This window comes from Brachybacterium sp. sponge (assembly GCF_001613775.1).
GTDB classification, from domain to species: Bacteria; Actinomycetota; Actinomycetes; order Actinomycetales; family Dermabacteraceae; genus Brachybacterium; species Brachybacterium conglomeratum.
Genome location: NZ_LRMP01000001.1, coordinates 1468226 through 1480824 on the forward strand (window position 1 = coordinate 1468226; position 12599 = coordinate 1480824).

Below are 12599 nucleotides of genomic sequence, written 5' to 3' on the forward strand. Positions count from 1 at the left end.
CCCGTCGGCCGTCGGCCGGAGAGCCCGGCCGTCAGCCGCGCGAGAACAGGGCCCGCAGCCCCCGATGGGTGGGCTATCGAGCGGCGGGCTGATCGGGCAGGTCCGGCAGCTCCTCGTCGTGGAGCCACGCGGCGAACAGGTCCGTGAGGTCCTCGCCGCTCTCGCGCGCGACATGCTCCTCGAACATCTCGGTGGTCACCGAGGCGCCGAGGTTCTGCGCCAGCCACGACCGGATCAACGGGAAGAACGTCTCGTCGCCCACGCGGCGGCGCAGGGCGTGCAGGGCCAGGGCACCGCGCTTGTACAGCCGGTCGTCGAACATCAGCTCCGGACCGGGATCGGCCACCACCAGGTCCTCGGGCAGCTCGGCGAGCGCCGCGTGGTGGTGGCGGGCCTCCTCCTCGACGGTGGAGCGGCCGGTCGCCTCCGACCACAGCCATTCGCTGTAGCAGGCGAAGCCCTCGTGCAGCCAGATGTCCTGCCACCGCTCGAGGGTCACGGCGTTGCCGAACCACTGGTGGGACAGCTCATGGGCGATCAGCCGCTCCGCCTCCCAGTCCTCGGCCAGGTGGTTGCGGCCGAAGGTGGACAGCGCCTGCGACTCCAGCGGGATCTCCAGCTCGTCCTCGGTGATCACCGCGGTGTAGGAGGGGAAGGGGTAGGGCCCGTACATGCGCGTGAACAGCTCGAGCATCTCGGGCTGCCGGGCGAAGCCCGGCGCGAGCTCCTTCGCGCCCACCCCGGCGGGCACCAGAGAGCGCACCGGCACCGACGCCCCGCGATGCGGCACCTCGGTGTACCGGCCGATCTGGACCGTGGCGAGATAGGTCGGCATCGGGACGTCCTGGCGGTAGCTCCAGGTGGTGGCGTTGCCCTTGCGGCGCTTGCCCTCCAGCTCGCCGGAGACGGCGACGTGATAGGCGGGGTTCGCGGCCAGGCTGATCTCGTAGACGGCCTTGTCGTCGGGGCGGTCGTTGCAGGGGAACCAGGAGGGGGCGCCGTGAGGCTGGGCGGCGACGATCACCCCGTCGGTCAGCTCCTCCCAGCCGGTCGGCCCGTGCAGGCGCGAGCGGACCGGGCGCGGCTTGCCGCCGTAGCGCACCTCGACAGTGGCCTCCTGCCCCGCGGTGAACGGGGACTTCAGGGTGAGGTCGCCGCCGTGGTGGCTGTGCTTGATCGGCTTCCCGTCGAGCTTCACGGAGGAGACCTGCAGGCCGTGGAGGTCCAGGTGCAGCGCGCCGGTGTCCTCGTGCACCTGACAGCTCAGGGTCGCGGTGCCGTCCAGGCGGTTCGTCTCGACCTTGTAGGCGAGGTCGAGCGCGTACCGCCGCACGGAGTAGGAGGCGTCGCCGTGCCCCGGGAGATAGGGGTCGCTGCCTGGTCGGGTGGTGCTCATGCGCGCTCCTCCACGTGCTCGCGCTCGCGCGCGTCGTGCTCGTCGGCGTCACCGTCGGCGGTGCCGTTCAGCGGGGCGTCGTCGTCGGCCCAGGGGCCGATCGGGTTGCCGGTCCAGCGGGTCCCGGGCGGCACGCGCTCGCCGCGCATCACCAGGGACACGGGGCCGATGGTCGCGTGGCGGTCGATCTCCGCGGCGGGCAGGATCACGCTGCCCGGACCCAGGGTCGCACCCTCGCCGAGGGTCACGGCATCCATGCTCAGCACGCGGTCCTGGAACAGGTGGGTCTGGACGACGCAGCCGCGGTTCACGGTCGCGCCGTCGCCGAGGGTGACCAGGTCCGTCTCCGGCAGCCAGTACGAGTCGCACCACACCCCCGCGCCGACCTTCGCGCCCAGCGCCCGCAGCCACAGGTTCAGCGCCACGGTGCCGGCGGTCGAGGTCGCGAACCACGGCGCGGCGAGCACCTCGGTGAAGGTGTCGGCGAGCTCGGAGCGCCACACGTAGGCGGTGAACAGGGCGTGCTCGCCGGGGCGGTGCCGGCCGATGATCAGCCACTTCGCGATCACGGTGATCGTCGCGGCGACGAGGCCGGCCAGCAGGAGCACCACCCCGCCGAGCAGGACGGCGAGGAGGATCCAGGGCCCGCCGCGCAGAAGCAGCGCGTAGATCGCGCCCCACACCGCCAGCGGCAGCAGCAGAGCGATCAGCAGCGGCACCAGGCGCGCGGTCTCGACCAGGCCGCGCTGGACCAGCAGGTGCTTCGGCGGGTCGTAGGTGAGGGCGTAGTCGTGCTCCTCCTCGGCGCGGCGCAGCGTCCTCGGCGGGGAGCCGAGATAGGAGGTGCCGGACTTCGCGGACTTGCGGCGCGGGGCGGCGGAGAGCACCGCGACCAGGGACTGCTTGGGCACCTTGCGGCCCGCGGCGAGCATGCCGGAGTTGCCGACGAAGGCGCGCTTGCCGACCTTCACCCGCTCCACGCGGATCCAGCCGCCGCCGAGCTCGTAGGGACCCACCAGCGTGTCGTCGGCGAGGAAGGAGTGGTCGCCGACGGTGACGAGGCTCGGGATGAGCAGGGCGGTGGAGATCTCCGAGCCGCGGCCGACCTTCGCACCGAGCATCCGCATCCACATCGGGGTGAGCCCGCCGGCGTACAGCGGGAACAGCCAGGTGCGGGCCTCGTCCAGCAGGCGCAGCGTCGCCCAGATCGACACGCCCGCCGCGGAGCGCATCGGATGGTGCCCGGGGGAGATGGCGAGGGCGAGCAGGCGGGTGAGCACCAGCACCGCGAGCGCCACGGCCGCGAAGCCGGCGAGCGCCGCGAGCGGCAGCCACGGCAGGGCCGCGAGCACGGCCTGCCCGAAGGTGTCCGCGCCGCGCAGGGCGGGGAGCAGCACCGCCCCGCCCACCAGCACGCCGAGGCCGGGCAGCGCGGCGATCAGCAGCGACAGCGCCCCGTAGACGATCTCCCACTGCGGCCTGCGTGGCGGCGCCTCGTCGGACCAGGGGCCTCGCGCCGCGGCGCGCCGGGCGGCGGGGGAGCCGGACCAGAACTCGCCGGCCGGCACCTTCCCGAGCACGGCCGAGCCGGGTGCGACCTCGGCGTCCTTCCCGAGGCGGGCACCGGGGCCGAGGGTGCTGCGGGCGCCGATGCGGGCCCGCTTGCCGATGCGGACGGGGCCGATGTGCAGCACGTCCCCGTCGATCCAGTAGCCGGCCAGGTCCACCTCGGGCTCGATCGAGGCGCCGTCCCCGATCTCGAGCATCCCGGTGACGGGCGGCAGGGCATGCAGGTCCGCGCCCTTGCCGAGCCTCACGCCGAGCAGCCGCGCGTACCAGGGGAACCACACGGCGCCGGAGAGGGAGGTGGCCCCGAGCTCGTCCTGGACGTGCTCGGCGATCCACAGCGCGAGATGCACCCTCCCGCCGCGGGGATGGGTGCCGGGGGTGACGCCGCGCAGCAGCAGCCGTGCGAGGAGGGCGGCGAGGGCCATCCGTCCGGGGGGCAGGACGAGCGCGATCGTCATCGGGATCACCAGCCACAGCGGGAAGGCGACGATCCACGGCACGTCCGTGACCGCGGCGAGCAGGGTGGAGGCGAGCATCAGCCAGGTGATGCCGCGCAGCGCGGCGAGGCCGCGCAGCGGCAGCAGCGCCAGCAGCTGGGCGAGCTGGGTGCGGCGACGCAGCGGAGCGACGGTGCGGTCGCTGCGCACGACGGTGGAGCCCATCGCGTCCAGGTGCGCGGCGAGCGCCGCGACGGAGGACTGCTGGTACACGTCGCCGACGGTCAGCTCGGGGTGCTGCTCGCGCAGCCGGCTGACCACCTGCGCGGCGGTGAGGGAGCCCCCGCCGAGGTCGAAGAAGTCGTCCCTGACGGAGGTGACCTCGGCGCCGAGCACGTCGGCCCAGATCTCCGCGATCCAGGCGGCGGTGCCGGAGAGCTCGGCGCTGCGCTCGGAGGAGCCGGGCAGCGGCCAGGGCAGCGCGTCGCGGTCGATCTTGCCGGAGGTGCGGGTGGGGAGGTCCTCGACCACGGCCAGTCGCGGCACGAGCGCGGCGGGCATCCGCCGGCGCAGCAATCCGCGGGCGATCTCGGCGTCGTAGGAGTCCTCGACGGTCAGGTAGCCGACCAGGAGCTTGTTGCCCGAGCGGCTGGAGCGCACGGCGGTCGCGGCGCCGACCACGCCGGGCAGGCGCAGCAGCTGGTCGTCGATCTCGCCGAGCTCGATGCGGCGCCCGCCGAGCTTGATCTGATCGTCGGCGCGGCCGGCGAAGAGCAGCCCGTCGGGGTCGTTGACCACGATGTCTCCGGAGCGATAGGCGCGCTCCCAGCCGAGCGTGGGCATGGGCGCGTACTTCTCGGCGTCCTTGGCGGGGTCGAGATAGCGGGCCAGGCCCACCCCGCCGATGATCAGCTCGCCGCTCTCGCCGGGGGCGACGGGGTTCCCTTCGCCGTCCACGACGGCGAGGTCCCAACCGGCCAGGGGCAGGCCGATCCGCACCGGTGCGCTGCCGTCGAGCATCGCGCCGCAGGCGACGACGGTCGCCTCGGTGGGGCCGTAGGTGTTCCACACCTCGCGGCCGGGTGCCTGGAGGCGGGCGGCGAGCTCGGGCGGGCAGGCCTCGCCGCCCATGATCAGCAGCCGCACCTCGCGCAGCGCCGAATCGGGCCAGAGGGAGACGAGGGTGGGGACGGTGGAGACGATCGAGATCCGGTTCGCCTCGAGCCAGGGGCCGACGTCCACGCCAGAGCGCACCAGCGAGCGCGGCGCCGGCACCAGGCAGGCGCCGTACGCCCAGGCCAGCCACATCTCCTCGCAGCTCGCGTCGAAGGCGACGGACAGTCCCGCCATCACCCGGTCGCCCGGCCCGATCGGCGCCGACTGCAGGAACATCTGCGACTCCGCCTCGACGAAGGCGGCGGCGCTGCGGTGGGAGACGGCGACGCCCTTGGGCCTGCCGGTGGAGCCGGAGGTGAAGATGACCCAGGCGTCGTCATCGGGGGAGGGGTCCTGCGGCGCGGCGGATGCGTCCGGTGCCGCGGGCATCCCGGCCGACGGGACGGCAGCGGCCGACGGAGCTCCGTCGGCCGACGCGCTGCCGAGTGCCGGTGCGGTCCCGGCCCCGGTGGGGGTGATGACGAGGTCGTCGCCGATCACGGCGAGGGCGGCCGCCTCCTCGAAGACGACGCGGGCGCGCTCGTCGGGGTCGTCGGCGTCGACCGGGACGTAGGCCGCGCCGGCCAGCAGGATCCCGAGGATCGCGACGTAGAGATCTGTCGTACCGGAGCTGATCCGCACCCCGATCTTCGTGCCGGGCCCGGTGCCGATCGCGGCGAGCCGGCCGGCGACCTCGGAGGCCGCCTCCTCGAGCGCCGTGTAGGAGAGGACCTCGGCGCCCGCGTGGACGGCGGGCGCGTCGCCGTGCGCCTCCACGACGTGCCGGAAGATCTCGACGAGCGTGCTGGGCGCCGGGGCGCGGCCCCCGGCGAGGAGCGCAGGGAGGAGAGCGGGGCGAGGGTCTGTCACGCCCTGATTGTCCCCTACCGTCCTGTCGGTCACGGGGAGGCGTCGCGGCGGGGCGGAGAGACCTTTGTCGTCCTGTGACCTGCGTCGATGGGTCCTCCGGCGCAAGATTGCCGCACCTCGACCCCGTCTGTTCCCGTGCTGTTCCCCCGCCGTTCCCCCACCCCTCCGGGATCACCGCGCCGACCGACAGGTCGGTCCCGCATCCCGGGACATGAATGCGAAAGGCGTTACATTGTGTGTGCACGCCCTTCCCCCACAATGAAGGAGTTTCACCATGGGACTCATCGGTCTGATCATCTCCTGGCTCATCATCGGCGCGATCATCGGGCTCCTCGCCCGCGCGGTCATGCCCGGCAAGCAGGCCATGGGCCTGGGCATGACCATCGTCCTCGGCGTCATCGGCGCGATCGTCGGCGGCCTCATCGGCAGCCTCTTCGGCGGCGACGGCATCTCGGGGATCATGAGCAACCCGTGGAGCATCGGCACGATCCTCCTCGCCGTGATCGGCGCGATCGTCGTCATGGTGATCTACGGCCTCGCGACCAAGAACCGCGCCTGATCCCTGAGGGCGCGGCCTGACCGCGCCCTACCTCCGCCGCGCCGTCCCGGGACCCCGGGGCGGCGCGGCGCCGTTCGTGGAGGGGAACGCTGGAAATCCCCGCACCGAGGGGCGAGGCTGGAAACATGACCTCCACCGACCCGCAGGCCACCGCATCCCCGCTCATCAGCGCCGATCTCGCACGCGCCGGTCGCGCCCTCGCCCAGGTCTCCGTCGCCGTGATCGCGGCGCGCACCGGGCTCGAGGCCGAGGACGTCCGCGCCTTCGAGCGAGGCGTCCAGGACCTCGATGAGGAGCGGAACCGTGTGCTGCGCGCGGGCCTCGAGGAGCTCGGCGTCGAGTTCCTCCCGGCCGACGACGAGGCCGGCGTCGGCTACGGCGTGCGCCAGAAGTTCAACCCTCGCACCGTAAAGCGCATCGAGAACTGGGAGAACGAGGGCGGCCCCGCGCTCGAGGACGACATCTGAGCCGCCCGGCGGGAGGTCGTCACAGCGGCACGTCGGCTGTGCGTCGGCCGGTGACCTCCACGGTGCGTCGCCCCGCGGACCAGCGGGCCGTGTCCTCGCGCAGGTCCTCGAGGTCCGAGGGGTCCACGAGCACGGTGAGCAGCGCCGCGCGCGCCCCGTACTCGGTGGGCTCGACCGCCGCCCCGCGGGCGGCGGCCCAGATGCGCACCGGGTTCTCCGCGATCCCCGCCTCGGCCGGCGGCACCTCGATCCGCGCCTCGAGCAGCTCCGTGCGCCGCAGCAGCGTCGCCGCGGCGACGGCCTGCTCGACGCCAGCGGTGTAGGCGCGCACCAGCCCGCCCGCCCCGAGCTTCACCCCGCCGAAATAGCGGATCACGATCGCGAAGACGTCCACCAGGTCCGCGTGCAGCAGCGACTGCAGCATCGGCATACCCGCAGTCCCGGAGGGCTCCCCGTCGTCGTTGCTGCGATGGACCTCGGCCCGCTCGGCCGTCTCCTCGAGCACGAGGGCGGTGCAGTGGTGGCGGGCACCGGGATGCTCGGCGCGGGCGGCACGCAGCAGGGCGTCGGCCTGCTCGACCTCGCTCACCCGGTGCAGCCGGGTGAGGAAGCGGGACTTCTTCTCCACCAGCTCGGTCTCGACATCGGCGGCGAGGACGAGGGGAGCGGACATGCAGGCGAGTCTAGGCGTGCCGGTCGCGGCATGTCCCTGCCGGTCGGCGCCTCCGCCGGATAGCCTGTCGGTGTCGTCGGGGGTCGGCATCCGCTCCTCGTGACCGTCCCACCGCGCGATCCCTCCAGGAGCACCCCGTGACACAGCCGCCCTCATCCTCCGGCCCGCTCGCCCCGCCTCCCAGCGGCGGCTGGAACCAGCCCGGCCAGCAGCCCGGTGGCGCGCCCCAGCCCGGCGGCTGGAACCAGCCCGCGCCTGCCCCGGCGAAGAAGCCGTCGAAGGCGCCCAAGGTCCTGATCATCCTCGGCGCCGTGATCATCGGGCTCAGCCTCGTGATCGGGATCGTGACGGCCGTGATCGGATTCGGCCAGGTCGCCGGCGGCGCCGAGAAGTACCAGATCCTCGAGAGCGGCTCCGGCACCTACACCGCCGAGGCCGACGAGACGGTGCAGCTGTACGCCGAGGAGGGCACGCCCGCCCCGCAGTGCACGATCGACGGCCCCGCGGTCGGCGAGGGCACCATCCAGACCAGCGGCTTCGGCAACGAGGGACGGGAGTGGGACTCCTTCGACTCCTTCACCGCCGAGGAGGCCGGCGACTACACGATCGACTGCGGCGGCACGCCCGTGATGGTCGGCCCGCCCGTCTCGATCGGTGGCATCTTCGCCGGCCTCGGCGGGATCGTCCTCGCCATCGGCGGCGGCGTGCTCGGCTTCCTGCTGCTGGTGGTCGGCGTGATCATCCTGCTCCTGCGCCGCGGCCGCGACTGAGCCGGACCGGCGCGCCCGCACAGCACCGACGCGTCCGATGCGGACGCGCGCAGCGGCCCACGGCCGCTGAGGCCGCACCCCGGGGATGCACGACGGGCCCGGCAGGAGCGATGCTCCTGCCGGGCCCGTCGGCCGTTCAGCCCAGGGGCTGCGCGGGCGGGACGCTCAGGCGTCCTCGGTGATCAGCGGGTACACGCCGTTCTCGTCGTGCACCTCGCGCCCGGTCACGGGCGGGTTGAACACGCACACGCACTTGATCTCGGTGCGGGGGCGCACCTTGTGCTTGTCGTGGTCGTTGAGCAGGTACAGCGTGCCGGGGGCCAGCTCGTGGATCTCACCGGTGGCGAGGTCCTCGATGGTGCCCTCGCCCTGCGTGATGAAGACGGCCTCGATGTGGTTGGCGTACCAGAAGAAGCTCTCGGTGCCGGCGTAGAGGGTGGTCTCGTGGACGGAGAAGCCCACGCCCTCCTTGGCCAGGATGATGCGCTTGGAGCGCCAGTTCTCCGACTTGATGTCGGCGTCGGTGTCCTCGACCTCGGCGAGAGTGCGGACGAGCATGTTTCGTGGTCCTTCCGGTGGGGATCTTCTGGTCGTGGTCCGCGGGCGCGCACAGCGGCCCGCGGGCGTCGGCCCGCCGCGTGAGGCGACGGGCCGACGGGGAGTGGGGTCCGAGGTGCCGGCACCGAGACCGACGGGGCTGCGTCTGTCTGCGACGCCGGCGGCCTCGGGCAGCCGCACCTCGGGCTGCGGAGCCTCAGGCGGCGGCGAGGGCCTTGTCGACGGCGGCCTCGATGATGTCCAGGCCCTTCTCGAGCAGCTCCTCGGGAATGGTGAGCGCGGGCAGCAGCTTCACGACCTCGTCGTCCGGGCCGGAGGTCTCCACCAGCAGGCCCTCCTCGAAGGAGCGCGCGGCGATGGCGCCGGCGATCTCGCCGTTCGGCATCTGCAGGCCGCGGGCGAGACCGCGGCCCTTGACCACGAGCTCGTGGTCGGCGTGACGGGCGGCGATCCGGTTGAAGCGCGACTCGACGTAGGCGCCCTTGGCCTCGGTGGACCGCTGCAGCTCGTCATCGCTCCAGAACAGCTCGATGGCCTTGGTTGCGGTGGCGAAGGCGGGGCCGAAGCCGCGGAAGGTGCCGTTGTGCTCCCCGGGCTCCCAGATGTCCAGCTCGGGCTTGATCAGGGTGAGCGCGAGCGGGTGGCCGTAGCCGCTGATCGACTTCGACAGGGTGACCATGTCGGGCTCGATCCCGGCCTCCTCGAAGCTGAAGAACCCGCCGGTGCGGCCGCAGCCCATCTGGATGTCGTCGACGATCAGCAGGATCTCGTGCTCCTTGCACAGGTCCGCGAGGCCGCGCAGCCACTCGGCGCGGGCGGCGTTGATCCCGCCCTCGCCCTGCACCGTCTCGACGATCACGGCGGCGGGCTTGTTCAGCCCGGAGCCGCCGTCGGTGAGCAGGCGCTCGAGGTACATGAAGTCGGGGACGACCTGGCCGAAGTAGTCGTCGAAGGGCATCGGGGTGGAGTGCACCAGCGGGATGCCGGCGCCGCCGCGCTTCATCGAGTTGCCGGTGACGGACAGGGCGCCGAGGGTCATGCCGTGGAAGCCGTTGGTGAAGCTCACGACGGACTCGCGCCCGGTGACCTTGCGGGCCAGCTTCAGCGCGGCCTCGACCGCGTTGGTGCCGCCGGGGCCGGGGAAGGCGACCTTGTAGTCCAGGCCGCGGGGCTTCAGGATCTTCTCGTCGAAGGTCTGGAGGAACTCGCGGCGCACGTCGGTGAACATGTCCAGGCCGTGCACCACGCGGTCCTCGAGGTAGTGGTCGATGACGACCTTCTTGAGCTCGGGGTGGTTGTGGCCGTAGTTCAGGGTGCCGGCGCCGGCGAAGAAGTCGATGTACTCCTTGCCGTCCTCGGCGGTCAGCACGGAGCCCTTGGCGTGGGTGAACACGGCGGGCCAGCCGCGGGAGTAGGAGCGGACGCCGGACTCGAGCTCGGTCGGGTCGACGGACGGGGCGCCGGCCTGGTCGGCCGGCTGGGGCTTCGCGGTGGTCTCGTGCGGGGCGGTCGTGGTCATGCCATCTCCTCGGGTGGGGGTGGTGCGGTGGTCTGCGGAGGGCAGCAGGGCGCGCGGAGGCGCCCCTGCCCGGTGGTGGGGCACGGGTGGGGAGCTCAGCTCCCGGCGTGCAGGGGGCTGATCGTGTGGAGCAGCTCCGCGCCGTGGCCGGCGTCCGGGAAGTGCTCCTCGGTGATCAGCTCGGTGATCTCCTCGCTCGCGCCGTGTCGGCGGGCGAAGGAGGCGAAGAGCCGCTGCGAGGCGGTGTTGTCCTCCGTGATGGTGGTCTCGAGCTGCCTGACCTGCGGGAGGTCCTCGAGCAGGGCGTCGAGCATCCGGCCGGCGACCTGCTTGCCGCGCTGAGAGGCGTCCACCGCGATCTGCCAGACGAAGAGCGTCTCGGGCGCGGCGGGACGGAGGTGCCCGAGCACGAAGCCCACGCCCTCCCCGTCCCGCACGGCGAGGCGGGAGGTGGCCGCGAAGTCGCGGGCCAGCAGGAGGTAGGCGTAGGAGGTGTTCAGGTCGAGCGTGCCGCTGTCGCGGGCCAGGCGCCACATGGCGGCGCCGTCGGCCAGGGACGGGGGCCGGATCTGAAGGCCGGGGCTGTCTCCCGCGACCTGATCGGTGGGTGAAGGGTGGTCTGCGCTGTGCGTCGTCAACGGGCCCATATCGGCGTCCACGCTAGCCCGGTGACGCGACGATCGGGACCCCTCGGTCGGGCCGCGGAGGGGGTTCCTCGGTGTGTCGTGACGCAATCGTGACGATCTGGCGTCCGCTCCACGGATTGTCCGACAACCCCGTTCGATGTGTAGCGACCTGCGGTGTTGTCCTGCAGGCCAGTGAGCGGATCCGAGGTGCGCAAGGACGGGAGTGGTGTGCATCACGTGTCCGTGCACTGGGACACGAGCCTCGCGCGCGCGGGGGAGTAAAGGTCTCCGGCGCCCGGCCCGTCGGGAGGAGAGCCCGGGGAGGGCCCGCCCCTCCCGCTACCGTCGAGCCCATGAACCCCCTCGAATCCCTCAACGAGTTCCTCGGCAATGCCGAGGGCTGGCTGTGGACCTGGGCAGGGATGCCCGTGGTCATCCTCCTCGGCCTCTACTTCACCGTCCGCACCGGCGTGGTGCAGCTGCGGATGATCCCCGCGATGCTCTCCGCGATCGCGCAGAAGCCCGTGCAGGAGGAGGTCGAGGACCCCGGCACCGACGCGAAGCGCTCGAAGTCCCTCAGCGCCTTCCAGGCCTTCTCCGTCTCCGCCGCGGCCCGCGTGGGAACCGGCAACATCTCCGGCGTGGCCGGAGCGATCTTCCTCGGCGGCCCCGGCGCGGTGCTGTGGATGTGGGTGATGTGCGTGCTCACCGGCGCGGCGAGCTTCATTGAGTCGACCCTCGCCCAGCTGTGGAAGACCCGCGCGAACGACACCTACAAGGGCGGCCCCGCCTTCTACATCCACCGCGGCCTCGGCTCGCGCGGCTTCGGCGCCTTCTTCGCGGTGCTGTTCATCTTCTGCTTCGCCTTCGCCTTCACCTCGCTGCAGGCCAACACCATCGTCGACGCGGTCACCGGCGCGGTCTCCCTCTACACCGACCCCGACGGCCTGCCCTGGCTCGCCCCTGCGCTGGGGATCCTGCTCGCGGCGCTGACCGCCGGGATCATCTTCGGCGGCATGCGCCGCGTGGCGACCGTCGCCCAGAACATGGTCCCGATCATGGCCGGGCTCTACCTGCTCATCGGCATCGTCATCGTCGGCCTGCACCTGGGCGAGCTGCCCCGCGTGCTCACCCAGATCGTCACCGAGGCGGTCTCCCCGCAGGCCGCGATCGGCGGCGGCATCGGCGCCGTGATCGTCAACGGCGTCCAGCGCGGCATGCTCTCGAACGAGGCCGGCATGGGCTCGGTCCCCAACGTCGCCGCGACCGCCTCAGTCAGCCACCCGGTCAAGCAGGGCCTCGTCCAGACGCTCGGCGTCTACTTCGACACCCTGCTGATCTGCTCGATCACCGCGTTCATCGTGCTGGTCTCCTTCCCCGACGTCTCCACCGGCGGTGAGGGCCTGGTGATGGTCCAGGAGTCGCTCTCGAGCACCCTCGGGCCGTGGGCCGCGATCCTGCTCGCGGCGATCATGTTCCTGCTCGCCTTCACCTCGGTGCTGGGCAACTTCTCCTACGGCGAGGCGAACATGCACTTCCTGACCTCGAAGCGGGGCTGGCACGTCGCCTTCGGCCTCGCCGTCGTGGCGCTGGTGCTGATGGGCTCCGTGATCGCCGTCGACCTCGCCTGGACCATCGCGGGCGTCTCGATGGTGTTCATCGCCCTGATCAACCTCGTGGTGATCGCGCTGCTCGCCCCGACGGCCGTGAAACTGCTGAAGCACTACAACGCTCAGCGCGCCCAGGGCCTGGACCCGATCTTCCTCGCCTCCGACCTGCCCGAGATCAAGAACGTCGAGGTCTGGGTCGACGAGGACGTGTGCGACTACCAGGACGCCCGCGAGGAGGAGGCCGCCGCCCGCTGACCTGCGCGGCGCGGCGGCGGGCCGATGGGGTCGTGGCCCCGGCGCCCCGAGGGGCGCCGTGTCGTCCTGGAGGCTCGCGGCCCCGCCCCCTGCCCCGCCCGCGTCCCCGGGGGTTCGTCAACGCTCGGGATGGGC

General features: G+C 72.4%; 10 protein-coding genes. 4 read left to right on the forward strand and 6 right to left on the reverse strand.

All coding sequences use genetic code 11. From position 1 onward, the window contains the following. Positions 1-73: 73 nt before the first annotated feature. Both A4A78_RS06425 and A4A78_RS06430 read right to left on the reverse strand, forming a co-directional pair. Complete coding sequence (locus tag A4A78_RS06425) at positions 74-1396, reverse strand: M1 family metallopeptidase (protein ID WP_062947508.1); 1323 nt, start codon at positions 1394-1396, stop codon at positions 74-76. Continuing rightward, positions 1393-5427 carry a Pls/PosA family non-ribosomal peptide synthetase gene (locus A4A78_RS06430; RefSeq protein ID WP_062947509.1) on the reverse strand — a complete coding sequence of 1345 codons (4035 nt, stop codon included), beginning with the start codon at positions 5425-5427 and terminating at the stop codon, positions 1393-1395. The genes A4A78_RS06425 and A4A78_RS06430 overlap by 4 nt, the downstream gene beginning before the upstream one ends. 274 nt (positions 5428-5701) lie before the next feature. Here A4A78_RS06430 and A4A78_RS06435 point away from each other — a divergent pair, with 274 nt between their 5' ends. Together A4A78_RS06435 and A4A78_RS06440 are read left to right on the forward strand one after the other, a co-directional pair. Beyond that, the gene (locus A4A78_RS06435; RefSeq protein WP_062947510.1) at positions 5702-5986 is read left to right on the forward strand and encodes a GlsB/YeaQ/YmgE family stress response membrane protein; all 285 of its coding nucleotides are present in this window, start codon (positions 5702-5704) and stop codon (positions 5984-5986) included. 125 nt (positions 5987-6111) lie between these two features. Further along, a complete protein-coding gene (locus tag A4A78_RS06440; protein WP_062947511.1) occupies positions 6112-6453 on the forward strand; it encodes a hypothetical protein in 342 nt (113 codons plus the stop codon). A 19-nt stretch (positions 6454-6472) separates the two neighbouring features. Here A4A78_RS06440 and A4A78_RS06445 read toward each other — a convergent pair whose 3' ends face one another. Further along, a complete protein-coding gene (locus A4A78_RS06445; protein WP_062947512.1) occupies positions 6473-7126 on the reverse strand; it encodes a YigZ family protein in 654 nt (217 codons plus the stop codon). A 137-nt stretch (positions 7127-7263) separates the two neighbouring features. On the opposite strand from A4A78_RS06445, the gene A4A78_RS06450 reads away from it, so the two are divergent. After that, the gene (locus tag A4A78_RS06450) at positions 7264-7896 is read left to right on the forward strand and encodes a hypothetical protein (RefSeq protein ID WP_062947513.1); all 633 of its coding nucleotides are present in this window, start codon (positions 7264-7266) and stop codon (positions 7894-7896) included. 165 nt (positions 7897-8061) lie between these two features. Here the strand turns inward: A4A78_RS06450 and A4A78_RS06455 are convergent, their stop codons facing one another. The 3 genes from A4A78_RS06455 to ectA all read right to left on the reverse strand — a co-directional run bounded on the left by A4A78_RS06455 (position 8062) and on the right by ectA (position 10509). After that, on the reverse strand, positions 8062-8454 hold the full coding sequence (locus tag A4A78_RS06455) for an ectoine synthase (RefSeq protein ID WP_062947514.1): 393 nt from the start codon (positions 8452-8454) through the stop codon (positions 8062-8064). A 196-nt stretch (positions 8455-8650) separates the two neighbouring features. Further along, complete coding sequence (gene ectB / locus A4A78_RS06460; protein WP_062947515.1) at positions 8651-9973, reverse strand: diaminobutyrate--2-oxoglutarate transaminase; 1323 nt, start codon at positions 9971-9973, stop codon at positions 8651-8653. A gap of 95 nt (positions 9974-10068) precedes the next feature. Next, entirely contained in the window at positions 10069-10509 is a 441-nt protein-coding gene (ectA, locus tag A4A78_RS06465) for a diaminobutyrate acetyltransferase (protein ID WP_062947516.1), read from the reverse strand. A 443-nt stretch (positions 10510-10952) separates the two neighbouring features. On the opposite strand from ectA, the gene A4A78_RS06470 reads away from it, so the two are divergent. Beyond that, entirely contained in the window at positions 10953-12464 is a 1512-nt protein-coding gene (locus A4A78_RS06470) for a sodium:alanine symporter family protein (RefSeq protein ID WP_062947517.1), read from the forward strand. Positions 12465-12599: the final 135 nt, after the last annotated feature.

Coding starts and splice junctions, on each gene's coding strand:
- A4A78_RS06435 (WP_062947510.1), top strand. CDS start 5,702: ATGGGACTCATCGGTCTGATCATCTCCTGGCTCATCATCGGCGCGATC.
- A4A78_RS06445 (WP_062947512.1), bottom strand. CDS start 7,126: ATGTCCGCTCCCCTCGTCCTCGCCGCCGATGTCGAGACCGAGCTGGTG.
- ectB (WP_062947515.1), bottom strand. CDS start 9,973: ATGACCACGACCGCCCCGCACGAGACCACCGCGAAGCCCCAGCCGGCC.
- ectA (WP_062947516.1), bottom strand. CDS start 10,509: ATGTGGCGCCTGGCCCGCGACAGCGGCACGCTCGACCTGAACACCTCC.
- A4A78_RS06440 (WP_062947511.1), top strand. CDS start 6,112: ATGACCTCCACCGACCCGCAGGCCACCGCATCCCCGCTCATCAGCGCC.
- A4A78_RS06455 (WP_062947514.1), bottom strand. CDS start 8,454: ATGCTCGTCCGCACTCTCGCCGAGGTCGAGGACACCGACGCCGACATC.
- A4A78_RS06470 (WP_062947517.1), top strand. CDS start 10,953: ATGAACCCCCTCGAATCCCTCAACGAGTTCCTCGGCAATGCCGAGGGC.
- A4A78_RS06425 (WP_062947508.1), bottom strand. CDS start 1,396: ATGAGCACCACCCGACCAGGCAGCGACCCCTATCTCCCGGGGCACGGC.